The sequence below is a fragment of the Marinomonas sp. KMM3893 genome (assembly GCF_004352855.1).
Taxonomy (GTDB): domain Bacteria; phylum Pseudomonadota; class Gammaproteobacteria; order Pseudomonadales; family Marinomonadaceae; genus Marinomonas; species Marinomonas arenicola.
This window is the reverse complement of sequence record NZ_SJSC01000005.1, coordinates 141,502-165,859: the sequence shown is the minus strand read 5'-3', so window position 1 is coordinate 165,859 and position 24,358 is coordinate 141,502. Positions and strand designations below refer to the sequence as shown.

Here is a 24,358-nt window from a genome sequence, read left to right as displayed (position 1 = left end):
CCCTTGTGGTTACTGCTTTTTAAGGGTGCCTGTCCTTGAATGGTTCTAGGCCTCTGTGTGGTGGTATGGTTAGTGTTCTTTTAGGGCTTTTTTCGTGAAGAAAATAAACGGTGTGAGTACAAAGAACAGCACCATTAGCATGGTAAATAGATCGATGGTAGACATCATCAAGCCCTGTGACGTCAATGTTTGATTGAAGTTCATCAAAGTGGCCGTGCTTGGATTTTGCAATTGCTGTGATACAAGCGGGTTGTAAGGTGATATCTGCTCACTTAACACCGAATGATGGACGCTTGAGTTTCGTGCCCATATCCAAGCGGTTAATGAAGAGGCGAAACTGGCGCCTAGGGTTCGTATAAAGGTCGATAACGAGGCGCCATCGGCAATGTCGGGTCCATTAAGGTCAGACATCAATATGGTTGTCATTGGCATAAAGAAAAGCGCGATGCCAATGCCCATAAACAGTTGGATAAGCGCAATGGTGGCGAAATCTATGTCCAAATTAAACAAGGTGCGCAAGTAACAGCTGATGCCTATGACAACGAATGAGCTGCCGGCCAACCAACGCATGTCCATACGATGGCCAAATTTCCCCAGTAGTGGTGACATGATCAAGGGCAATATGCCCATGGGCGCAGCCGCTAGGCCTGCCCACAATGCGGTGTAGCCCAATTGCGTTTGCATCCACTGGGGCAATATTAAGTTGATGCTGAAAAAGCCTGCGTACCCTAACGTTAGCAATATGGTGCCAATACAAAAGTTACGATTGGCGAACAAGCGCAAGTTAATAGCAGGGTGCTCGTCGGTTAATTCCCAAATAACCATAAATACCAACATAATTGCAGCAAAGACCGACCCAATAATAATCCACTGATTAGAGAACCAATCCAGGTCGTTGCCTTTATCCAATACAATCTGCAATGCTCCGACACCCAATACCATGGCCGTCAAGCCAATAATGTCCAGTTTGGGCTTGGTTTTTTCCTGCGGACGATCTTTCAATTGCGCCAAGATAACGCTCACGGAGAACAATCCTACAGGGATGTTGATAAAGAAAATCCATGGCCAGCTGTAGTTATAGGTAAGCCAACCGCCCAAAATAGGCCCTACGATCGGCCCTACTACCGCTACCATACCGATTAATGCCAATGCCATGCCGCGTTTTGCACGAGGGAAAATAGACATTAATAGCACTTGGCTCATTGGAAAAAGCGGCGCCGCAGACAAGCCTTGTAATGCTCGAAAGACCACTAATTCCGCCATGTTTTGCGATATGCCACACAAAAAAGAAGTGGTAATAAAGCTTAACAGTGCCGCCGTATAAAGCTGCACTTCACCAAAGCGTCGGCTGAGCCACGAAGTGATAGGCAAGCCGATGGCATTACAGACGGTGAAAGACGTAATAACCCAGGTGCCTTGGTTAAAACTGACGCCCATGCTGCCTGAAATGGTGGGCAAAGAGACGTTGGCAATCGTGGTATCCAGCACTTGCATGAAAACACCCAGCGCAATGGCAAACACACACAGAGCCATATTAGCGGGACGAAACCCTTCTTGTTGACTCATAGATAGTCCTTACGGCTGGTTCGCGGATGCAGGGTGACGTTGCGCATCATTTTCTTTGATGATTTGGCTGATAACTTGTGCCACGCCTTGCATCGTTTGATGGTAAACGTCGGTCTCAAAACGAGGTTTTGCAGGGCTGTCTGTGGCCAATAATTTGCCTGATGGACTTACTGTGTTCACATCGACATTCATGGATAAACCAATGCGAAGAGGGTGTGAAGCCAGCTCATTTTTATCAAGCTTAATGCGCACCGGTAAGCGCTGCACAATTTTGATCCAGTTACCCGTTGCATTTTGCGCTGGCAACACGGAGAAGGCACTGCCGGTACCAATTCCCAAGCTTTCGACTGTGCCGTGGAAAACAACCTCGTCACCATACAGGTCACTGACCAAGGACACGGGCTGGCCAATGCGCATATTGTCGAGTTGCGTCTCTTTAAAATTGGCGTCTACCCAAACATCATGCAAGGGCACTACGGCCATTAATGTTGCGCTGGGAGAGATACGTTGTCCAAGTTGCACTTGTCGACGAGCCACATAGCCGGTCACTGGTGCCACTATTTGTGTGCGTTGTTTGGCTAGGTACGCTTGTTTTACGTTGGCAATCGCGGATTTGACGACTGGGTGTGTCTCGACTGTGGTGCCAAATATCATCGATTGCTGCGCTTTTAATTGTTCAACGGAAACCGCCAATTGTTTTTGTGCCGAATCGACCATGTCTTTTGCGTGGCTTAAGTCTTCTTGTGACAAACCACCGGCTTTCACCATGTTTTTACGGCGTTGGTAATCTTTTTGTGCCTTGTGCAGGGTGATTTCTTGAGACGCGACAACGGCTTCCGCTTGGGTCACGTTATTGAACATGGCTCTTACTTGGCGCACGGCCTGCGCTAATTTTGCTTTTGCGTCTTCGTAGGCGATGTCGGCATCTGCTTCATCAAAACGCACTAGGACTTGCCCCTTTTTCACATAATCCCCATCATCAGCGGTGATTTGTGTGACTGTTCCGACTGTTTCAGACGTAATCGAAACAATGTTGCCATTAACGTAAGCGTCGTCTGTTGTTTGATTGCCAACAATGTATGTCTCGTAATACCAGCTAACGGCGATGGCGCCTAAGACAATAATCATAAACAGTATGATTAAGCTTTTTTTGCGCTTGCTGTTTGTTGGTGCTGCTGTGTTTGCGTCGTTGTTTTGCATAATTTTATTCACCATTAATGTTTAGAGGTAGAGACCGTTTGATCATCCCCAAAACCACCGCCTAGGGCTTCAATAAGAGCGGCTTGCTGTTCTTGTAGCTGATTTTTCAGTAGTGTCAGTGCCGACTCAGCTTGCAATAATTGATTCTCGATGAGTAACACTTCCAATTGACTGCCCATCCCGGATTGGTAACGCTTTTCCGTGATGTGGTAACTCTGAGCAGCCAGTTTGGCGCTGCGTTGGGCATCTGCGATTTGTTTGTTAACCGATTTAATGGTCAAAATTCGGTCGGTCACATCGCCAAAGGCTTTGCTGATCGTTTGGTTGTAATGCGCCACGGCCGAATCATAATCAGCGCTTTGATCGATCAAGTTGGCCTTGAGATCTTGCGTAAATAAGGGCAAGGAAATGGCAGGGCCGACACTCCAAGAGCGGCTTGGTTCGCCAAACATGGAGTCCCCTAGCACGCTTTTAAAGCCAGCACTGGCGCTCAAATTGACGTTAGGGTAAAAGCGTGTTTTGGCCACATCAATGTTTTTGCTGGCCGCTTCGATGCGCCATTTCGCCGCCACAATGTCAGGGCGATGTGCCATAAGATTCGCTGGTAGCTCAGCAGGTAAGTTGAGTTTGGCGCTTAGGTGCGCGCTTGGGCGCTGAATGTTATTGGCAAGGTCAGGTCCATCGCCTATCAATGTTGCCAAGGCATTTTTTAGCAACTGAATGCTCAGCGCTCTCTGCTTTAGAACCTGTTTAGAAGACGCTTCGTTGCTTTGTGCTGTGTACAAGCGATCATTTGAGGTTAGACCGCTTTGTAATAATTTTTCCGTGATCAAAACGATACGCTGGGTGCGTTCGAAATCGTCTTTGGCAAGGTCTTCTAATGCATATGCATTGGCCAGTTGAATGTAAGTTCGAATGATGGCGGATGATAAATTTATCTTCGCGGCTTGATGGTCTATTTCAGCGGCTTTTTGATTGCTTACACTGGCAACCCAAGCGGCTTTATTGCCTCCCCATAAATCGAAGGAATAGCTCATGTTTAGCCCAAGACCATATAGGGTGCCGTATTGGCTACCTTGGTAGGTGTAATCTTCTGAGCGAGACAAACGAGAGCGAGTGGCGCTCGCATTGGCGGACACGACGGGATCAAATTTGCTGTCTGCTGCCATCACTAAGGCGGATGCTTTTTCTAAATTAGCATTGGCCAACTGGATGTTGGGACTGTGCTGCAGTGCTTGCTCGATTAAGTTGTTTAGTTGGATATCCCCCAGCGACAACCACCATGATTGAGAAGGCCAGTTAGCCGAATACAGCTTTTTGCTTTCTAGGCTAGTCGCGTGACTCACCAAGGTTTTGTCCGTTAGGGTGTTGTGTGTTTTGATACTTGACGGTGGCGCGCACCCATAAAGAAGGCATAGCGACACATAGGTCGTAATCTTCGCCAGTTTTAGCATGTTGCATCCTTTTTATTATTCAACAGACACTCTTCGGTGTGAAAAAAATTGACAATTTTTCCTAAGCAATGCTGCAAGCTTTGTTTTTCATCTGGGGTTAAGCACTCGGTTAATTTATCAATGGCTTCATTAGCAAGAGGCAAAGCTCGTGAGGTGATTTCATGTCCTTTCGTTGTCAACTCAATAAACACTGAGCGGCGATCATCAGGGTCTGCCATACGCTGAATCAGTTCTTTCTTTTCGAGTCGATCTAGCATTCGAGTGACCGCACTGCTGTCGACGTTTAGCGCTTTACTGATGTCAGAAGAGCGTTGGTTTTTAAGAAAGAAAACCGTGAATAGCACCTTAGCTTGACTCGATGTTATGTCTTCGACAGCGAGATAATGATCCAGAAGGCGATCTTTTATCTGCGCGCTTTTGCCGAGTAAAAAGCCGAGATTGGTTAAAAGTGTTTCATCGATTACGTGGTATGGCGATGTCATGAAGAACCTTGCAATAAGAATTTAAGAGTTACTTGTCTATGCAATAGGTGCATAGGCAAGTAATTCTGCGCATTTTATGGATTGACGTCAATCTTGCTAAAGGCGGCGAGTGAAATTGTGTGAAAATTGACCTCTTTGTGCGTTTTTTTTGCCTTATTTGCTTATAAAGTGCAAATGGAGAGCCCTGCTAGAGCGGTATCTTATAAGGGGGGAGAGTTGGATGAATTTTTCATTGATGAGAAAGAAATTTTTTATTTTTACTGAAAAATACATATATAGACAAAGAGTAACAAATATCTGTTAGCTGACAGTCTCTAATTCAGAAAACCTCATATATCATAAGGCGTTATATCAGTAGCGCAAATTTAATAGGACCCTTATGGCATTACGAATTTTATTGGTTGACGATAGTAAAGTGAGTCGTTTGGCTTTATCTAAAGCATTAAGACGACTTGATGACTCGATTATTATCAGCGAAGCGGCCAGCGCCGATGCAGCGGAGGAGCTGCTGAAGACAGTCACGGTTGATCGGGCGCTCATTGATTACAACATGCCAGATCGAAATGGCCTTGAATTGGCTGAAGTGCTGTTAATGACTCATCCTACAGTGAAACAAACCTTGGTAACGGCGAATATTCAAGATGCTATTAGAGATCGAGCGGCTTCGTTAGGCATAGGTTTCATTGCAAAACCAGCGAAACCTGAAGAGCTTGCCAGTGTTGTAGGTGTTTAATATGAAATCGTTTTTAAGCGATGATGAATTTGATTTGGTGGTTGAACTTGTCAATATTGGGGTGGGTAAATCAGCGGCTTCTTTATCACAAATTGCAGGTGAAGAGGTGCTCTTATGTGTCCCTATTCTAGAGTTCTTAACGTTAGATGATGCGACTCATGTGTTTGAAGAACGATTACCTAGCTCCTTAACAGGGGTTAGCCAAGAATTCTCTGGCTTTTTCTCAGGAAAGGCTGCGTTGCTTTTTCCTGAATCCCGTAGCCTTGACTTGGTAAATGTTATGCTGGGGGGAGATGATTTTGACGGAGAAGTGGACGTAGAGTTGGAAGAAGAGGCCTTGTCTGAATTGGGTAATATTCTTCTTAATAATTGCTTGTCTACTATTTCTAATATTTTAAATAAACCACTTGCCACATTATTACCTCATACTTTCCATACGCAGCCAGCACGTTTGGTTAATCAGTTGGTCCCAAAAGAAAGCGCTGAAACGGTTATTATGCTTTTGAAAATTGATTTTTATCTAAAAAGTCGGAATTTATCAGGGCATGTGGTCTTTGTTATTGATTTTACAGAAAATGGGTCCTTTAAAGATACCTTACAAGATTATCTTAGAAGTCTAGAGGAACTCTAGTGATGAAAGGCTTGATACCTGTTGATGTTTTGTTGTCATCATTTGATTGTATTGAAGGTGGGGTGATTATTTTAAACCCCGAGGGTGGAATCGTATACCTTAATGACTGGGTTCAGAAAAACAGTGTTAAAGCAAAAGAAGATTATCAAGGCCTGTTATTAACTGAGGCTTTTTGTGGTGACGTTTCAAGTCAACTTGTTGATGCTGTTGATGGTGCCGTTAGTTCATCATTGAGCCGAGTGTTGTCCCATAAAATGCATAAGAAAATCTTGCCATTTTATCGTGATAAAGTCATCTCTGAAGAACATGCATTAAATGTTTCTGCTCTGGTTTCTCCCTTGCAAGGAAGCACTGGAATTCTAATCCGAATTGTAGATTACACATCACTGGTAAAGCGTGAAAAGCAAAATCGAGTGAACGAAGCGCTTTTAATGATTGAACGAGATTATTTCAATAAAGCGTCTGATTTAGCCATTACTTTAGATCAATTCATTGCAGATTTGGTGAAAGAGCTGTCAGATAACGTGTATTTTATGTCCGTGCGCTTCTCTTTACTAAAGAAAAATGTGTTTTCACATTTCTCTGATTACTCAGGCAGTCAAATTCTGAAAAAATCTGAACAAATGATATTGCATCATACAGGTACCAACGATGAACTTTTGGAAGCCCTAAAAGGGCTTGGCGCTCAAGGGGGAAAGTCGCTTGGGGTGATGGATTTTTCGATGGAGAATATGAAAGGGATCGTTGAATTAGTCAAAGAGTCAGATCATATTCTGGATATAAGCTTTGAAAAAACAGCGGATAAGATAAAAGGTTTATTGCTTAGCTTAATTGAATGGAAAATAAGCTATGAAAAACTAAATTATATGGCTATTCATGATGAACTTACAGGTTTATACAATCGTTCTTATTTAGGTAAAAAATTTACGGCCTTAAGCAAAGAAGTAGAAAAGGAAGTAAACGGAGAAGGGTCTCTTATCTTATTTTTTATCGACTTAAATAAGTTTAAAAACATTAATGATCAATTTGGCCATCGTTTTGGTGATAAAGTGCTAATCAAGGTGGCCCAGAAAATAAAAGCCTGTTTAGCCCCTGATGATATTGCATTTCGTATTGGGGGAGACGAGTTTTTGGTAATAAAAAAAGGTCGGCAGTCTGAAGAGTACCAACAGAGCTTAAAGTTGAAAATAGCCAGCCCTTTTCTCTGTGGACCCAGACCTATCTCTATTTCTGCCTCGATCGGAGCCGCCGTTTTTCCGCAGGATGGCCGCACTTTAGATGAGTTAATTCATCTGGCCGATGAGAAAATGTATACAGAGAAATAACCAATCACAGACCTATTAAAATAGGTTTATGAACTATTTTGGTACGCAAAAACACCGTCTCTGTGTCAATAATGTAGCAAGGTGTGCGTTGTTTTATCAAATATTCTACGCGGCCTTGTAGAGCCTTTCTTCTTTTCGATAAGCGCGTGTTCAAATCATTCGTTGTGCCTGAGTGGTTATGGATCGTCACTTTATAGACCTTTTCTCTTGCTTTTTTATTAAGTCGATATTGCGACAACAGCCGATAGAGACCATCGACAATGGCATGCGAGATACCATTCATCTTTTTGTCGTTGGTGCGTTTCTAGATATTGTCTAAACACACCTAGGTGACACCATAAGCACGATGACGTTTAAAAGGCGTTAAGCGTTTATAGGATGAATCGTATCGTCCTACCTCTGCTGCTTTACTATTCAAGGAGCAAAGAGTCTATATGAATTTACGTGGCCGCCACCAAGTGATGTTGGCCTCAGTGATTGATGAAAAGATCATGAGAAGTGATGACTGTGAGGAGGCTCGACTTCCCAGAGGTTTTAAGAAAGACAGGACCTGGCAGACAAATCTGCTAGTCGATTTATCAAAAAGCCCCGCTTTATGCACTCATAAAGCGGGGCGTAATTTTGGTCTATAGCAGGATGTCGAGTTATGTGAAGAACAGGTATTTCACAATGAAGAACACCGCTAAAACATAAACACTAATACCAACTTGCTTACCTTGTCCTGATAGCAACTTAATAACCGCGTAGCTGATGAAAGACAGCGCAATACCGTGTGCAATGGAGTAGGTCAATGGCATAGTGAAGGCGGCAATCAACACAGGTGCAGATTCTGAAATATCTTCCCAATCTACTTTTGCAAGGCTGCTGGTCATTAACACAGCCACATAAAGCAAGGCACCCGCGGTAGCGTAAGACGGAATAGACGCTGCCAATGGCGAGAAGAACAAGCTCAATAAGAAGAGCAGTCCCACGACCACAGCGGTCAGACCAGTACGACCGCCAGCCGCAACGCCTGATGCACTTTCGATGTAGCTTGTGGTAGAGGAGGTACCAAAAGAAGCACCAATCACAGTGGCAGTGGAGTCGGCTAGTAAGGCTTTCTTAAGACGTGGAAGTTTTCCGTCTTTGTCCAATAAACCACCGCGTTGCCCCACGCCCAATAGGGTGCCTGATGTATCAAATAGATCGACAAACAAGAACGCAAAAATGACGCTGATCATGCCAATATTAAAGGCACCTTTCACATCCATTTGTAAAAAAGTGGGTGCGATAGACGGCGGAGTGGATATGACGCCAGCAAATTCACTGTTGCCAAACACAATCGACAGTACGGTCACGCAAAGAATGCCGATCATCACCGCGCCTGTGACTCTTAAGTAGGACAAAGCAGAAATGATGAAGAAGCCCAAGAAGCCGTAAATAGCCGCCGGCTTGGATAAGTCACCTAAGGTGACCAAGGTGGCTGGGTTTTTCACGATAATGCCCGCATTTTGCAGTGCGACCATGGCTAAGAATAAGCCAATGCCAGCGGCGATGCCGAGTTTTAAGGAAGAAGGAATGGCGTTAATCACCCATTCGCGAATTTTAAACACGCTGATCAGAATAAACACACAACCAGAAAGGAACACAGCGCCTAATGCTTGTTCCCATGTGTAGCCCATGCCTAGAACCACACCGTAAGTGAAAAAGGCATTAAGCCCCATACCAGGAGCTAAGGCGATTGGGTAATTCGCATACAGCCCCATAATCAAACAGCCGACGGCCGCAGCAATACAGGTAGCGACAAACACCGCGCCTTGATCCATGCCTGCCTGAGCAAGGATGGAAGGGTTGACGAAAATAATATAAGCCATGGTCAGGAAGGTGGTTATCCCGCCTATGATTTCATTACGTATCGTCGTGTTGTGAGCTTTTAGTTGAAAGAAACGTTCGAGCATTGAGTGACCTTTTCTAGTTAAATTACCTAATTTCGTTCCAAATAAGCGCTGTGGCGCTGCTTATTGGTAGAGATTAGACCAACGAGGGGATAAAGTTTGAGCAAATGGTCAGACTTTTTAAAAAAGGCCGCTAGTATAAAAAATATGATCTAAATATGGCAGTATTATTAAAGAAAAAAGTCATTTTGATGGTGGAATCTGATGATTTTCGTGAAATATCTGGCGTTTTTACGAAGCGTTGAGACAAATAGAGAGGAATAGGCTGCGTTTGTTTGTAAAAAAATGCACAAGTTTTCAATGAACCTAACTCGCTTTAGCTGACACTCGAACCGCTTTGGCTAAGCAGAATCGAGTGGCAGGCAGCGGGGTTAAAGATGTTTATAGAGGGCGCTTTGGTAAAAGGAAGCCCGCCAAAATAGCCCAATAAAATGCCGCGCGATCAGTCACGACAGGGCTGGTAAATATCTAGATTTTTATCGTAGGCGTTGGTTTTTACGTCCATGATGCCAAGCAAGGAACTAAAAACGTAATCTTGAGAAAAGTCGCCCTTCTTGGCTTCTTTCCTTAAACAGGCTTCGTCGATGTGTTTGCTTTGTTTAAAACCGTCAGACAGCCATAAAATAAGCGGCACTGTGGTTTGGAAGGCTGGCGCAACGGCATAAGGAACACCGTGTAAAAACAAGCCATCTTCCCCTAATGATTCTCCATGATCTGAAATATAAAAAAGGGCGGTGTTGTATTGCCCACTTAAGCTTTTCAGCTTGTTAATCGCTTGGCTAATGACGTAGTCAGTGTAAACAATGGTGTTGTCGTAAGTGTTGACTATGCTGTTTACAGAGCAATCTTCTATTTCACTGCTTTGGCAATCCGGTAAGAACTTTTCTTGTTCTTTTGGGTAGCGTAGATAATAGGTTGGTCCATGGCTGCCCATTACATGCATGACCAGTAATTTGTCCTTGCCTTTCATGGCTGCTATTTGGCTGTCGAGGTTTTGCAGTAGTGCCATGTCTAAGCAGGTACTGCCATTGCAAAATTGATCTTTGCGTGATCTGTCTATGACTATTTTAGGGATGCGCTTGGCCACATCTTTATCGCCGCCGTCGTTTTCTTTCCACAGTAAAGAGACGCCAGCGCGCTGCAAAATATCCATCACATTGTCTTGGTTATAAGTGCGCTTTTTGTTGTAGTCGTGACGCCCTTGTTGCGAAAACATACAAGGTACGGAGACCGCCGTCGCCGTGCCGCAAGAGTGGACGCTTTGGAATGAAATGACGTTCTGTTCTTTTGTATAAGGGTTGGTGTTCTTCGCGTATCCATTTAATGCGTAGTTTTGTGAGCGTGCGGTTTCACCAAGGATAAAGAAAAACAGAGTGGGTTTTTCATTGCTACTTTTGTTACTCAGTGTCGCGTCTTCGCCAATGTGTTTGAAAGGGATCGGGCGAGTAAAATAAGTATCGTGTAAATAGTTATAAGCGCTGTAAAGGTAATAGGTCGGAATGATCATTCTTTTGAGTGAGCCATGATTCCTTCCTACGGCACTTAAATCTTTATAAGAGAAAAACAACAAGAGCAAAAGCAGAATGACAGACAGGCCTATCGCGATGGCTTTTCTAAGCAAGGCAATCCCTGGTTTCATTGGGGCAAAGGCCACTAATAGGGACGGAATAACACCGGTAATGGTAATCCAACTGATTGAGTGTAGGTTCAAGTAAGACGCCGCTTCACTTGAATCTGTCTCAAGCGCATTTTCTATCATCCCATAATCGACATTAATGCCATAAAACAACATGGTGTAACTGACGATACTGGAGGTGATGAGTAGAAAGATAAAAAACGCTTTGCCGACATAAGGCCAGCTAAAAAGATTGAAGATAATATTGAGTATTAACAGCAAAAAAAGCGGGATAGGCAGAATGGTAACGACATTCATGTCTCCAATGCTGGTTAATACTGTTTTCAGCTCACGATAAAAAGGAAGGTTGACGACTAGAGTATAATAAATGGCCAGAATGAAAGACAGTGAGCTATAAGAAAGCTGAAACCTAGGTTCCTTTTTTTGAGACGTCTTTTTCTCGCTCATTTTTATTCCTAGTTTATGAAAAACAAAGGCGTGATTCTAGTGAAAGGCGGTTGAAAAAAACACAAAAGAAAAAGGGTTTAAAGTGATTAAAAAGAGGCAATTATAAGGAAGTGTCATTGGCGTGCACTCTTCCCTTGTTAAGAGAAGAGTGTAGGTATCGGTTTTAGGAGCGACAAGCCTGATAGATATCTAGGTTCTTATCGTAAGCGGTGGTTTGAACATCCATAATGCCAAGGAGTGAACTGAACACATAATCTTGAGAAAAATCTCCGTTTTTGGCGGCTTTTTTCAAGCAACTCTCGTCAATGTTTTTGCTTTTCTTAAAGCCGTCGGACATCCATAAGATCAAGGGAACCGTGGTTTGAAAATCAGGCGCTACCGCATAAGGTACGCCATGTAGATATAGGCCGTTTTCGCCTAGAGATTCTCCGTGATCCGAGAGATAAAGCAACGCGGTATTGTATTGATTGCTTAGTGCCTTGAGTTTATCAATTGCGTGGCTCACCACATAATCTGTGTACACAATCGTATTGTCATAGGTGTTGACGATTTGATCGGTCGAGCAGTTTTCTATTTCGCTGCTTTGGCAATCCGGTAAAAATTTCTGTTGAGCCTTTGGGTAACGCAAATAATAGGTGGGTCCGTGACTGCCCATAAGATGCATGACGACCAGCTTTTCATTGCCTTTCATGGCATTGATTTCACTGTCTAAGCCTTGCAGTAGCGCCATGTCTAAGCAGGTACCACCGTTGCAAAACTGGTTGTCATGCGAGCGGTCGATTTGTACTTTCGGAATACGCTTGGCAACCTCTTTATCTCCCCCATCGTTTTCTTTCCACAGCAAAGACACGCCAGCGCGTTGCAGTATATCCAGTGCGTTGTCTTGATTATATGAACGTTGTTTGTCGTAATCGTGTCGCCCTTGTTGGGAAAACATACAAGGAACAGACACCGCAGTGGCGGTACCGCAAGAGTGAACGCTTTGAAAGGAAATAACGTCTTGTTTTTCAGTATAAGGGTTGGTGTTTTTGGCGTAGCCGTTTAATGCATAATTTTGTGAGCGTGCTGTTTCGCCAAGAATAAAGAAAAACAAAGTAGGCTTCTCATTCACTTTTGGGTCTGCATTTTTAACCACTATTTTTGCGTCTTCTCCAATATGCTTAAACGTCATTGGTGTAGAGAAGTAAGTATCTCGAACATAGTGGTAAGTGCTGTAGACATAATACCCTGGGAGAATCATCTTTTTCAGATAAGAATTGTTGCGTCCAACAGCGCTAAAATCTTTGTAGGTGAAAAACAATAAGAATAAGAGTAAGGCGAATAACGTTATGATAGAAATGGCCTTTTTAAGCAGCCCAAGGCCTGGTTTCATTGGCACGAGAGCGACCAGGATAGCCGGAATAACACCCGTGATGGTCACCCAGGTGAAAGAGTGTAGATTGAGATAAGACGCAGCTTCACTGACGTCTGTTTCAAATGCGTTTTCGATCATGCCGTAATCGACATTGATGCCGTAAAACAACATGACATAGCTCACCATGCTGGAGGTGATCAAGAGTAAGGCGAAAATGGGTTTGCCAATATAAGGCCAGCTAAAGACGCTAAAAATAATACTGTTCAATAAAAAAATAAACAATGGAATAGCGATGATAAAGCTTATGTGAACATTATCTAGGCCAGATAATATTTTATAAAAATCATTATAAAGAGGGATGTTAACCACAATGGCATAATAAAAAGCCAAAACAATAGGCAAGCTTGTATAAGATAATGCTAACGATCGTTTATTTTTTGGTTTGTTGTTTGTTTGAGTGTTATCTGCTTTCATTCGCTTTTCCAGAAGGGTGTTTTCTTAGGGGGCGAATGCTAATAATGACAGGATGAAAAAAATGTAAATGTTGTTTTCTAATGCAAATTCATTATCTCAATAAAAGACAATTAATTTGCATTAAAAAGAGAAATATTTTATTTATTTTTCATTTTTTTAAGACTGATCAGATGTTATTGATGCAGAATACTGCGTTTTTTTATCTATGTGATCAAAAAAAGAAAATACTGAAACATAAGCATCAAGCTTGAAAAATAAGTGCTTTCAAGCCACTTTCTGAGTCAATGTCAGGAAACTCGGCAGGATTGTCTAAGCGTGACAGAAATTGTAAGTTTGGGGCTTCTGCTTTCATGCCGTCAATCAAAAATTGAGCGCTTAATGTTGGGTCGTTAACGCAGGCGAGTACCTTGCCTTTTTGCGTTAGTAATTCTGGTAAGCGGCGTAAAATCTTCTGGTAATCTTTGGTGATGGCAAAGCTGCCTTTCTGAAACGTAGGTGGGTCGATAATAATCAGATCATACTGACCGTATTTTTTGATTTTCCCCCAAGATTTGAAAATATCATGGCCAAAGAAAGAGACTTGACTAAGGTCGTGCCCATTTAGGCGATGATTTTCTCTGCCCCTGTTCAGTACCGATTTAGCCATGTCTATATTCACCACGTATTCTGCTTCTCCCGCCAGCGCCGCAACGGAAAAACCACAGGTGTAGGAGAACAGATTCAGAACACGTTTGTGTTGACTGTTTTCTTTTACCCATTTTCGACCTAAGCGCATGTCTAAAAACAATCCGCTGTTTTGATTTCGGTCGAGATCAAGCTTAAATGTTAAACCATTTTCAGTGATCAGCTGCTGAGTGTGATGTTCGCCCCAAATGCATTCTATCGGCGTATTTTGTTGGTAGCGGTGTTGGAGTAACAGGGACCTGGTTGAGCTGGATTGCCATTGTGGAGTGCTCGTCCATTGCTCAAGAGTGTCCAGTAGCGCCAATAGAAAATCCTCTGCAGGCGCCTTGAATAAAGAAACCAGCACTTGCCCTTGTAACCAATCCACCGTGATGTGTTCTAGTCCTTCAAAACAGCGACCTCGACCGTGAAAAAGACGACGAGTTTCGTGCTCAATGGTGCTCAGTGCATTTAGGGTGTGTTGGCTTAGAATGGGTAACGAGGCGGTATGCATAATGTATTTTTCGTTGTGAATGACGCGATGGCGTATTTTAGGTGAAATGGCTTCTTGAGTCAGTAAAAAACCGCGTAAGGCCTCGCCAAAAGAGAGCGTGGCGAGGCCTTACGATCAGTGGACGGCTTTTTTCCAGCGTATGCAGTCGATGACTAAAAAGCACAATAGGCTCACGCCCATGGCTGGCAACGACACACCCAGAATAATGGCGATCGCCAGGGTCACGCTTTTTGTTGTGATGCTGAGTTTTTGCCATGCCTCTAGCAAGGGTTTTGATGCGGCTCCTGGAGCAGGGCGACGACGCCACCACATCAGATACCCCCATACCACCATGGTGCACAAGCCTAGCCCAAAAAAGACTAAGAGTATTTGGTTTACAACACCAAATAAGACGCCCATGTGGAAGTCGACACCCCAACGGATCAGTTTGGCAACGATTGGGAAGGTGGCAAAATCGGCTCGACTCACCACTTTCATATCGCTTGGGTCAATGGCGACAGAATCGACTTGTGTGGGCCATGAACGATCAATCTCACGAACAAACCAAGCTTTATTGGCTTTTCTTGGGGGCTTTATCTCGATCTTATTTGCGTCAATTCCAGCGGCGCGGGCTGTGGCCAGTACTTGATCAAATAAGATGTCGGTGTTTTTGCTGGCGTCTATGTTCACTAGGTTGGTGTTAGGGGATGGCGTGTACCACCCTAAAGACTGACGAAGCGTGGAGATGTTGCCGCCAGCCCATTTTGACCAGGTTAGCCCAGTGGCCGAGAAAAAGAGCAAACCAATGAACAAAATAAGGCCCAGCTGGCTGTGGTTTTTTCTGGTTGTTAAGTAAGGGGTTCGTGAGGCGACATTGGGCTGGTTTTTCTTGCCGCCTTTGTACCATAAGAACACGCCACCGAACGCGACAATCCATAACCATGATGCGGCAAGTTCGCTGTAATTACGCCCAAATTCACCCAACAAAAGTTGTCTGTGTAGGAAGTCTAGGGTCATACGAAATGGCAAAATACCACTGGTGCCATAAACCGCCATGTCGCCTTTGACGGCGAGTGTAGCTGGGTCAATAAAGACCGCGCGAGCGCCTGAGGCGGTGGTGGCGTCGAGAAACATCACACGTGTGGTGTCTCCTTGTTCTGGCGCAGGTCTGACGGCGAACAAGGTTAAGTCTTTATTAAGTGATGCTTTGGCGGCAGCAATTTGTGACGACAGAGGGCGTGATGGCCCTGTGCTGTCCGTGGTTAGCGCGTCTTTATACAGCGCATGTTCAATTTGCGGCGTTAAGATATAGAGGGTTCCGGTTAAAGCGGCAACCAGAATAAAAGGGCCAATAAACAAGCCAATGTAAAAGTGCAGGCGTGTTATTAGCATTAGCAAGGCGTTCGAATGAGGCGCTTTGTTTAACGTTTTATCAGTAGACATAACAAGATAAAGTCCATAAAACCGTTTCGCCTGAGTGTCTGTTCGCAGAAAGCGGCGGCAAACTTCAGGTAAACAGGGTAACTGTGATAAAGACGACCGTTTTTAATTCAGCCTTGTGCTCAGTTCAAATGCCTGAGTTGAGTGACTAAATTAACTAGAAACCGTCGTGTGTTATTTAGGTGATATCAGTATGGAGCGACAGGCGTGGCGGTGCCCTAGGTTGTATGGCGGCATAAGTGGGGGGCAGTTCAATCTCTAAAATGGCGGCGGCAATGGCAAGGTAAGCCTGTTGCGGAATAATCGGTAACGAGAACGAAAAGACATTGAGCCAGTTTAAATGAAACAATAACGTACAGTAGCCACAAGCCGCTTCTAACCCAAAGTGGTTGGCGGCACTGTCTGATGTCGCAAGGGGTTGAGCGGCGAGGGACGGGGCCGTATTTTGATGGCTCTCATGATTCATAGCCCCATGATTCATAGATTCATGGTTCATAGAGGCATGATTTAGCTGAGAAATAAGCGGCGCAATATAGATAAGCGCCATTGCGAACAAGCTAATAAAAGCGTTCCGGCGCATAATCTGAGAAACGGCTGTTGCGTGCCTAGTGGCCGAGCTCAACGTCATCAAAATACTGTCTAATAAGTGATTACTTTATGGCGATTAGGATTATGCTTGAATGTCGTGTTGGTGCTCTTGAGCAGAAGAAACAATGCATTCGCCCGCTAAGTTAGAAGCCACGCCAACACAGAAACCATCATTGTTCATTCCGGTTAGCCATTTTTCAGACCAGTCTTGTGCAGATACTTCCATTGCTTGGAAACCGGCGTATTCTTGAGCGCCCCATTCCGTGGCAAGTTCAGCGGTGGGCCAAATAGGCAATACTTTATCGCTGCCTAAATCAATGATTAAACAACCTTCCGAGTCGGCTAATACAAAAATACTGCGATTTCTTTTTAGATGTTTAATGACTTCCTCATAACGGCTGTTACTTGGTAAACGGAAAAAAGCATCGGAAGAGAAGTCTGTTGTTGTCATTGATATGAAGCTCAAAATAAAAAAGAAACCATAATAGCATGTTATGGTTTCTTGTCAGTAGTGTTTGAGCAGGATTGCGGGTTAGCGCGAGGAATGGCGATTAAGCGAACAGTGTGGCTAATGTGGCCAAGTGCGCCGCTTTTTGTTCGTTACTCATCCAGCTCCCTTCGATGCCGTTGTGTGCCAATTGATAGAGTTCGGCTTTATCAATGCCTGAGTCTTTAATTAGGGCGCGGTAGTTGTCGTTCATGTAGCCCCCAAAATACGCAGGGTCATCCGAATTCACTGTGGCTTTTAACCCTAACGCTAGCATGTGTTTAATCGGGTGGTCTGAGAGATCTTCGACCACACAAAGCTTCAAGTTGGACAGAGGGCAAACCGTTAAGGTCAACTGCTTTTCTTTTACGCTAGCCACCAAATTCATGTCTTCTAAGGCGCGGTTGCCGTGGTCGATACGGTCCACCTTGATCAAGTCAATGGCTTGCCAGACGTACTCAGGAGGACCTTCTTCTCCGGCGTGTGCGGTGACTTTAAGGCCAAGGTCTTGGCAGGCTTTGAAAACCTGTTGGAATTTTTCTGGCGGATGCCCCAATTCAGAGCTGTCGAGCCCTACGCCATCAATCCAATGCAAAAAGGGTTTGGCCAGCTCTAGGGTGTCAAAAGCACTTTCTTCACTTAGGTGGCGCAAGAAAGACATAATAAGCTTAAAGCTCATTCCCCATTGTTGTTCTGCGTCTTGCAGTGCTCGGTAGATCCCCGTTATTTGTGTTTCGAACGACACACCACGGGATAAATGCCCTTGAGGATCGAAGAAAATCTCTACATGGACAACGTTTTCACTGTGTACTTTGCGCAGGTACGCCATGGTTAGGTCGTAAAAATCCGCTTCTTTTAGCAGAACCGACATGCCTTGATAGTATAGGTCTAAGAAATCTTGCAGATTAGTAAACTGATAGGCGGCTTTTAACTCATCCACTGACGCGTATTTTAGCGTTACCTTGTTGCGCGTTGCCAATTCGAACATTTGCTCTGGCTCGAAGGTTCCTTCGATGTGTAGATGGAGTTCTGTTTTTGGCATTTTCTCAGCCAGTGTCATCAGTGTGGTTACACTCATGGCTTACCTCTTTTCTATTAAATTGACACCGCTTGTGTGGCGGGTACTTCTTGTGTTGCTCGTATTTTTAACACTTGTGCTAAAACTGAGATGGCAATTTCACCCGGTTGTTTGGAGTGTATTTCTGTATCGCCCATAGGGCAGTGCATGCTGGCGATTTGTGCGTCACTGAAACCTTTACTGTGCAGTCGGTGGCGAAAGCGAGCGCTTTTGGTTTTCGAACCGATGACACCAATAAAAGCGGCATCATTGCGCTTTAGCGCGGCTTCGGTAAGTTCTAAATCCAGTTGGTGATTATGAGTGACTATTAAAAAGTAACTTTGGGTTGGCAGCGCATTGATTTCATCAACGGGGTATTCGCTCAATTGCACTCGAGTATTGCTTGGGATATGAGCAGGAAACTCTTGTTCACGGCTGTCTATCCATGTGACTTGGCATGGGATGTTTTCTAGGCAATGGACAATGGCTCTGCCAACGTGCCCAGCGCCAAAGATGGCAATATGAAGCGGTGTTTGCATCATGCTCTCAAATAATAAAGTCACAAATCCACCACAGCATTGCCCCAGTGTCGCGCCCAATGGGTAATCGTGTGTTTGCGGAACATTGTCGCCTGTTGCCAGCCTCTCTCTTGCTCTGGCAATGGCTTGCCATTCAAGGTTGCCACCGCCGACGGTACCATATAAGGCATGTTGACTGACTAACATGCGAGCTCCGATCTCCCTAGGCGTGGAACCTTTAATCGACAATACTGAGACCATCACAAAATCGATGCCAGATTTTTCCCATCGGGCCGCTTCTTGTAGCCATTTGGTGTTCATGTGTCGTCCCTCATTACTGGTTAACTGCCACGGTAGGTGCTGTAACCGTAGGGAGAAACAAGCACAGGCACATGGTAGTGGCTGGATTCATCACTGATGCCGAAGCGTATGATGACGTCATCTAAAAATAACGGCTCTTCTAATGGGATGTTTTTGCTTCGGTAATAGTCACCAATGGCGAATTCAAGTTCATAAACGCCTTTTTTGAAATCACTGTCGGGCAGGATCGGCTGCTCGCAGCGCCCATCTTCGTTGGTAACCGTGTTCATTATCGTCGTCTTTTGGCCGTCATTAAGACGATACAATGTGACGGATACCTTGGCGGCGGGCGTGCCGTGCGCAGTATCTAGAACATGTGTTGTTAGATAGCCCATTGTCTTTCCTTAATATAATAAACCCTTGGTGAAGCAAAGGTGGGAAGGGGATCAAACGGTATGGTTAAACGTTAAAATGGATAAAGAGAAAAGGCAGCCAATGGTGTTGGCTGCCTTAAAAGACTAATTAGGAACTTTATCTGTGATGCCGTCAACATACCAGTTTACTTTTGCTAACTCTTTGTCAGTTAGTGTGTGGCCTGCTGGTACCACTATCTTGCCAGTGTTGTCTGTGATTGGGCCTTTGAATGGCTGAATCGTACCAGATTTCACACCTTGATAAGTGGCGTCAATTTTGGCGCGCACATCGGCAGGTAAGTTCGGGTTAATAGAAGTAAGCTGCAACATATCATCATGGAGTCCGCCCCAGAAATCTTGAGATTTCCAAGTACCGTCCATGACTTGTTGCACGGTTTTGATGTAGTACGGCGCCCAGTTATCACGGACGGAGAAAACGTGCGCTTTGGGCGCAAATTTACTCATGTCTGAGGCTTGGCCGATCGCGCGAATGCCACGTTTTTGTGCCGCAATAAGCGGTGCTGGGCTGTCTGTATGCTGTATTAGAACATCGACGCCCTGATCCATTAACGCATTGGCCGCGTCTGTTTCTTTACCTGGATCATACCAGGTGTTTGCCCACACAATTTTTAGCTTAACGTCAGGGTTAACGCTTTTCGCCCCCATATAAGTCGCATCAATATCACGAATGACTTCAGGAATAGGGAAGGCGCCAATGTAACCAATGGTGTTGGTTTTGGTTAATAGACCGGCGGTGACACCAGAGACATAACGACCTTCATACGTGCGAAGGGTGTAAGTGCCGAGGTTTTTAGCGCGTTTGTAGCCAGTAGCGTGTTCGAACACCACGTTAGGGAAGCGTTTTGCTACCTTGACCGTAGGGTTCATAAAACCAAACGACGTGGTAAAGATAACTTGGTTGCCTGCTTTAGCAAGCTGGGTGATAACGCGTTGTGCATCGGCTCCTTCTGCGACGTTTTCCACAAAAGTCGTTTTGACCTTGTCGCCAAAGTATTTCTGCATTTCCTCACGGCCACGGTCGTGCTCATAGCTCCAGCCAAGGTCGCCAATAGGGCCAACATAGACAAAGCCAACTTTGAAAGGTTCTTCGGCGTGCGCCAAGCTGACCCCCGCCATCAGTCCAAGACCAACTAACAAACTCTTTAGTTTCATTTTGAGCTCCTTTTGTGCCCTAAGGCATTTTTTTTATGATATCTATTTATAAACAAGGGCGTGTGATTTCACACGTTTTATCATCGTTACGCCATATTCCTAGGGTCGAATGGTTTTCCTAGAGATCTGGGGGCTAACAATTTTTCTTTAAACTGATCGGCGCTGATAATGACCATAACAATCACAGTGGCCACGTAAGGCATCATGGCCAACAGGTTGGACGAAATGTTCACGCCCAGCCCTTGTAGAACCAAATGCATGATGCTGGCAAAGCCAAATAAATACGCGCCAAGCATGATGCGACCAACGCGCCATGAGGCGAATACCACCAAGGCCAATGCAATCCAACCACGGCCAGCGGTCATGTTTTCGGCCCACATTGGGGTATAAACAAGGGACATATAGGCGCCTGCTAGTCCTGTCATGGCACCACCAAACAGAATGGCAAGATAACGGACTTGCAGCACCTTGATGCCAATGGCATTGGCCGCATGAGGGTTTTCTCCGACGGCCTTGAGTACCAAGCCCACACGCGTTTTATTGGCCACATAAGCAATGACAACCGCTAATACGAAAGACAGATAAACCAAGATGTCATGTTTGAATAAAATGTCTCCTAAGTAAGGGATAGAAGACAGCACGGGAATGGCAATTGGCTGGAAACCTTGCACGGTATTGCCCACAAAATCAGAACCAACAAAAGCGCTTAGGCCTGTGCCGAAGATGGTGAGAGCCAAACCAGTGGCCACTTGATTCGCGCCCAGCTGAAGCACTAATACGGCAAAGATAAGGCTCATAAAACTGCCCATTAGCATGGCGCCCAATACGCCCAGTCCAGCGTTGCCTGTGGCGTAGGCCGCAATGAAGCCAACCACAGCGCCCATGAGCATCATGCCTTCTTGGCCTAGATTGAGCACACCTGACTTTTCACAAATGACTTCTCCTAATGCAATAAGCAATAACGGCGTGCCGGTTTTAATGGCGGCAAATAAGATTTGAACGATTAAATCTGCGTCCACAACGGGCTCCTAATGAGTAGCTTGTTTGTTGAAAATAAGGCGGTTACGAATGAAGAAGTCACACGCCAATAGGAAGAACAGTAAAACACCTTGGAACATACCAACCACCGCCACGGGAATGCCCATTTGAATTTGCGCTAAATCACCGCCCATGTAGAGCACCGCCAAAAAGATGGCCGCAACGATCGCGCCCAGTGGGTGCAAGCGACCTAAATAGGCCACTATGATGGCAGAATAGCCATAACCAGGAGACACATTTGGAACCAGTTGACCAATGGGGCCGGTGACTTCCGATACGCCAGCCAGTCCTGCCAGTGCGCCAGAAAAAAGCATCACAAACCAGCTGAGTTTTTTGCTATTAAAACCGGCGTATTTAGCGGCAGGCTCATCCGCACCAAAGACTCGAATCTGGAAGCCTAGGTGAGTTTTTGTGAGCACAAACCAACCAATGAAGGCAGACAGAATGGCAAATAAAATGCCCAAGTGAATGCGGCTTCCGTCAAACAAGGTCGGCAAAGTGGCGGCTTCTGAAAACAACGCGGATTCCGGGAAGCCATAGCCGTCAGGGTCTCTTAAAGGCCCATTGACAGCCCAAATTAATAGATACAGACCTATGTAGTTAAACATGATGGTGGTCAATATTAAATTTGAGTTAAAGCGCAGTTTGAGAAAGGTCGGAATGGCGGCCCATAACATGCCAGAAACAATGCCGGCGAGCAGAGCACAAGGCAGTACGAATACCGACTCTGAATCGATGAAAGTCAGAGCAACCACCGAGCCACCCAAGGCGCCTGCCAGTAGCTGGCCTTCAGCACCAATGTTCCACATATTGGCGCGGTAACAAAGCGACAAGCCAACAGCGCACAATAATAGCGGTCCCATTTTGACCAGCATTTCGCCAACGTTGTACATGTCGGAAAGAGGTGCGATCAGCAAAACATGCAAGGCTTCAAAAGGGTTTTTATTTAGGGCTGAAAAGAGAATGCAGCCGAAAAGTAAGGTGCACACAATGGCGATCAGTGGTGATGCGACCTTCATTAGTGAACTGGGCTCGGTCCTAGCTTGGATGCGCATCATGCCGTTGTTTCCTCAGTGTGGTGAGCGGGAGTGCTAATAAAGGTGCCCGCCATCCATTGGCCTATTTGATCAATGCTAGTGTCGGCGGTTTTGACAACCGGAGATAAATGCCCGTCACACACGGCAGCCATGCGGTCCGCTAACAAAAACAACTCATCAATGTCTTCAGACACCAGCAAAATCGCCGCGCCTTGATCGCGCAGAGCGAGTAAAGCCTGATGGATAGCCAATGCCGCGCCGACATCAACGCCCCAGGTCGGGTGCGCACAAATTAATACTTTTGGGTTTTGGCCAATTTCGCGGCCCATGATGAATTTCTGTAAATTACCACCACTGAGGCTTTTGGCTTCCGAGAATTCCCCGTGGCATTTGACCTTGTATTGAACGATCAATTTGTTGGCGTATGCTTTTAAGGGTTGCCATTGCACTAGGCCTTTTTTGATAAAACCTTGGCTGTGGGTCAGTAGCGTATTTTCCGTGAGGCTCATGTCTGGCACTGCGCCACGACCTAAGCGTTCTTCAGGCACGTACGCCATGCCAAGCTTGCGACGTTGTCCGGCGCTGAGTTGGCCAATACTCTGTTCTTCAAGTGACAGGGCGTGACCTGTGTTGCGCTCGTCTTCACCACTGATTATGGCCATGAGTTCATCTTGACCATTGCCTGCAACACCTGCAATACCAAGAATTTCGCCGGCTTTTAACTCAAAGTTAATGTTTTTTAGGCTGGTGCCAAAAGGCTGTTTGGTGGTGAGATTCAGGGCGCTCACGGTGAACAACGTGTGATGACCTTCTTTCTTCGAGTAGCCTGCGTCTTGCTCGGCCAATTCCCCCACCATCATTTTGGCAATCGTCGCGGGGGTTTCTCGAGCAGGTTCACAGGTTGCAATGACTTTGCCTGCTCGCAATATGGTGGCTTGTTGGCAAATCTCAGTCACTTCATGCAGTTTATGGCTGATAAAAAGAATGCTGCAGCCTTCTTTTGCCAAAGTGCGTAATACCACAAACAGACCAGAGACTTCCTGTGGTGTTAACACTGAGGTTGGTTCATCTAGTATTAATAGCTTCACGGATTGCACTAAGCAGCGCATTATCTCAACGCGTTGTCTTTCGCCGATGGATAATGAATGAACGTAGCGGCTAGGGTCGACGTTTAAACCATATTTCGTTGAGAGCTCACTGATTTTATGAGAAAGATTACCAATCGAGGTCAATTGTGTTTTGCTTAGGCACAATTCAATATTTTGGCTGACCGTTAATGTTTCAAACAATGAAAAATGTTGAAACACCATGCCGATGCCAAGTTCTCTTGCCTTCGATGGTGATTTAATTTCAACCGCTTTGCCATCCCAGAGAATGTCGCCACTGTCAGGAGCGACAACGCCATAAATGGTTTTTACTAGGGTGCTTTTTCCTGCGCCGTTTTCACCCAATAGAGCATGAATTTCGCCTGGCATGAGCGTCAAGCTGACACTGTCATTGGCAAGGCAACCGGGGTACTGTTTAGTGATATTTGCTAATTCGATACGTGCTATCGAATGCCGCTTTTTCAATGTTTCCGCCACCGTAAGTTCTCTGCTGTTGTGCTCATAAGGAGCAGATTTTAGTCAATGATCCCTAAATATACTAACTGTACGTGAGTTGAGTTAGTTGTGTGACCTCGTATTAATCATTTAACTACCGCCCTAATTTAGTGCGCAAGTTAATGGGTGTGCTCTATCTTGTTGCTGAAATGACGCGGTAAAACTTTGACCGATCGGTTAATAACTTGCTACTCTGTTTTTTCTTGAAATTTATGTTTCATACAAACAACAATCGTGCCAAATTTTTTAAATTGTTGTAATGTTTTTATGAAAGGCGCGAAGGATACGAGATTTTCAGTTAATTGTCTGTATGG

At 45.0% G+C, this 24,358-nt stretch carries 22 protein-coding genes; 4 read left to right on the top strand and 18 right to left on the bottom strand.

All coding sequences use genetic code 11. From position 1 onward, the window contains the following. Positions 1–69 precede the first annotated feature (69 nt). Genes E0D71_RS13235 through E0D71_RS13220 form a run of 4 tightly spaced genes read right to left on the bottom strand, consistent with a single transcriptional unit; the run spans position 70 to position 4,702 of the window. Positions 70–1,566, bottom strand: a complete 1,497-nt coding sequence (locus E0D71_RS13235) for a DHA2 family efflux MFS transporter permease subunit (RefSeq protein WP_133003790.1) — start codon at positions 1,564–1,566, stop codon at positions 70–72. Between the two features lie 9 nt (positions 1,567–1,575). Further along, on the bottom strand, positions 1,576–2,766 hold the full coding sequence (locus E0D71_RS13230) for an efflux RND transporter periplasmic adaptor subunit (RefSeq protein ID WP_133003789.1): 1,191 nt from the start codon (positions 2,764–2,766) through the stop codon (positions 1,576–1,578). 14 nt (positions 2,767–2,780) lie between these two features. Continuing rightward, complete coding sequence (locus E0D71_RS13225; RefSeq protein ID WP_133003788.1) at positions 2,781–4,220, bottom strand: efflux transporter outer membrane subunit; 1,440 nt, start codon at positions 4,218–4,220, stop codon at positions 2,781–2,783. Further along, on the bottom strand, positions 4,214–4,702 hold the full coding sequence (locus E0D71_RS13220; protein ID WP_133003787.1) for a MarR family transcriptional regulator: 489 nt from the start codon (positions 4,700–4,702) through the stop codon (positions 4,214–4,216). The genes E0D71_RS13225 and E0D71_RS13220 overlap by 7 nt, the downstream gene beginning before the upstream one ends. A gap of 379 nt (positions 4,703–5,081) precedes the next feature. Here E0D71_RS13220 and E0D71_RS13215 point away from each other — a divergent pair, with 379 nt between their 5' ends. The 4 genes from E0D71_RS13215 to E0D71_RS17415 all read left to right on the top strand — a co-directional run bounded on the left by E0D71_RS13215 (position 5,082) and on the right by E0D71_RS17415 (position 7,710). Next, positions 5,082–5,435, top strand: a complete 354-nt coding sequence (locus tag E0D71_RS13215; RefSeq protein WP_133003786.1) for a response regulator — start codon at positions 5,082–5,084, stop codon at positions 5,433–5,435. 1 nt (position 5,436) lies between these two features. Further along, positions 5,437–6,066, top strand: coding sequence for a hypothetical protein (locus E0D71_RS13210; protein ID WP_133003785.1), 630 nt, complete (start codon positions 5,437–5,439; stop codon positions 6,064–6,066). A 2-nt stretch (positions 6,067–6,068) separates the two neighbouring features. Continuing rightward, the gene (locus tag E0D71_RS13205; protein ID WP_133003784.1) at positions 6,069–7,391 is read left to right on the top strand and encodes a GGDEF domain-containing protein; all 1,323 of its coding nucleotides are present in this window, start codon (positions 6,069–6,071) and stop codon (positions 7,389–7,391) included. 178 nt (positions 7,392–7,569) lie between these two features. Further along, positions 7,570–7,710, top strand: a complete 141-nt coding sequence (locus E0D71_RS17415) for a hypothetical protein (protein ID WP_165942999.1) — start codon at positions 7,570–7,572, stop codon at positions 7,708–7,710. Between the two features lie 325 nt (positions 7,711–8,035). Here E0D71_RS17415 and E0D71_RS13200 read toward each other — a convergent pair whose 3' ends face one another. From E0D71_RS13200 to E0D71_RS13135, 14 genes are all read right to left on the bottom strand, one after another. Further along, entirely contained in the window at positions 8,036–9,328 is a 1,293-nt protein-coding gene (locus tag E0D71_RS13200; protein WP_133003783.1) for an NCS2 family permease, read from the bottom strand. Positions 9,329–9,767: 439 nt separating this feature from the next. Beyond that, the gene (locus tag E0D71_RS13195) at positions 9,768–11,408 is read right to left on the bottom strand and encodes a phosphoethanolamine--lipid A transferase (RefSeq protein WP_133003782.1); all 1,641 of its coding nucleotides are present in this window, start codon (positions 11,406–11,408) and stop codon (positions 9,768–9,770) included. A gap of 163 nt (positions 11,409–11,571) precedes the next feature. Beyond that, positions 11,572–13,236, bottom strand: coding sequence for a phosphoethanolamine--lipid A transferase (locus E0D71_RS13190; RefSeq protein ID WP_133003781.1), 1,665 nt, complete (start codon positions 13,234–13,236; stop codon positions 11,572–11,574). Positions 13,237–13,477: 241 nt separating this feature from the next. Then, positions 13,478–14,413 (bottom strand): class I SAM-dependent methyltransferase, encoded by a 936-nt coding sequence (locus E0D71_RS13185; RefSeq protein ID WP_133003780.1) that lies wholly within the window; start codon positions 14,411–14,413, stop codon positions 13,478–13,480. Positions 14,414–14,527: 114 nt separating this feature from the next. After that, entirely contained in the window at positions 14,528–15,835 is a 1,308-nt protein-coding gene (locus tag E0D71_RS13180; protein ID WP_133003779.1) for a PepSY-associated TM helix domain-containing protein, read from the bottom strand. A gap of 175 nt (positions 15,836–16,010) precedes the next feature. Next, a complete protein-coding gene (locus E0D71_RS13175; protein ID WP_243712038.1) occupies positions 16,011–16,460 on the bottom strand; it encodes a DUF2946 domain-containing protein in 450 nt (149 codons plus the stop codon). A gap of 42 nt (positions 16,461–16,502) precedes the next feature. Continuing rightward, on the bottom strand, positions 16,503–16,871 hold the full coding sequence (locus E0D71_RS13170; protein WP_133003777.1) for a DUF2750 domain-containing protein: 369 nt from the start codon (positions 16,869–16,871) through the stop codon (positions 16,503–16,505). A gap of 100 nt (positions 16,872–16,971) precedes the next feature. Beyond that, positions 16,972–17,985, bottom strand: a complete 1,014-nt coding sequence (locus E0D71_RS13165) for an adenosine deaminase (RefSeq protein WP_133003776.1) — start codon at positions 17,983–17,985, stop codon at positions 16,972–16,974. A 17-nt stretch (positions 17,986–18,002) separates the two neighbouring features. Beyond that, the gene (gene xdhC, locus E0D71_RS13160) at positions 18,003–18,803 is read right to left on the bottom strand and encodes a xanthine dehydrogenase accessory protein XdhC (protein ID WP_133003775.1); all 801 of its coding nucleotides are present in this window, start codon (positions 18,801–18,803) and stop codon (positions 18,003–18,005) included. A 20-nt stretch (positions 18,804–18,823) separates the two neighbouring features. Next, on the bottom strand, positions 18,824–19,177 hold the full coding sequence (gene uraH / locus E0D71_RS13155; RefSeq protein ID WP_133003774.1) for a hydroxyisourate hydrolase: 354 nt from the start codon (positions 19,175–19,177) through the stop codon (positions 18,824–18,826). Between the two features lie 123 nt (positions 19,178–19,300). Beyond that, positions 19,301–20,368: a BMP family ABC transporter substrate-binding protein gene (locus E0D71_RS13150; protein ID WP_133003773.1), complete on the bottom strand. Its 1,068-nt coding sequence runs from the start codon at positions 20,366–20,368 to the stop codon at positions 19,301–19,303. 86 nt (positions 20,369–20,454) lie between these two features. Next, positions 20,455–21,387 (bottom strand): ABC transporter permease, encoded by a 933-nt coding sequence (locus E0D71_RS13145; protein WP_133003772.1) that lies wholly within the window; start codon positions 21,385–21,387, stop codon positions 20,455–20,457. Positions 21,388–21,396: 9 nt separating this feature from the next. Beyond that, the gene (locus E0D71_RS13140) at positions 21,397–22,464 is read right to left on the bottom strand and encodes an ABC transporter permease (protein ID WP_133003771.1); all 1,068 of its coding nucleotides are present in this window, start codon (positions 22,462–22,464) and stop codon (positions 21,397–21,399) included. Next, a complete protein-coding gene (locus E0D71_RS13135) occupies positions 22,461–24,026 on the bottom strand; it encodes an ABC transporter ATP-binding protein (RefSeq protein WP_243712036.1) in 1,566 nt (521 codons plus the stop codon). Before E0D71_RS13135 ends, E0D71_RS13140 begins: the two co-directional genes overlap by 4 nt. Positions 24,027–24,358 lie beyond the last annotated feature (332 nt).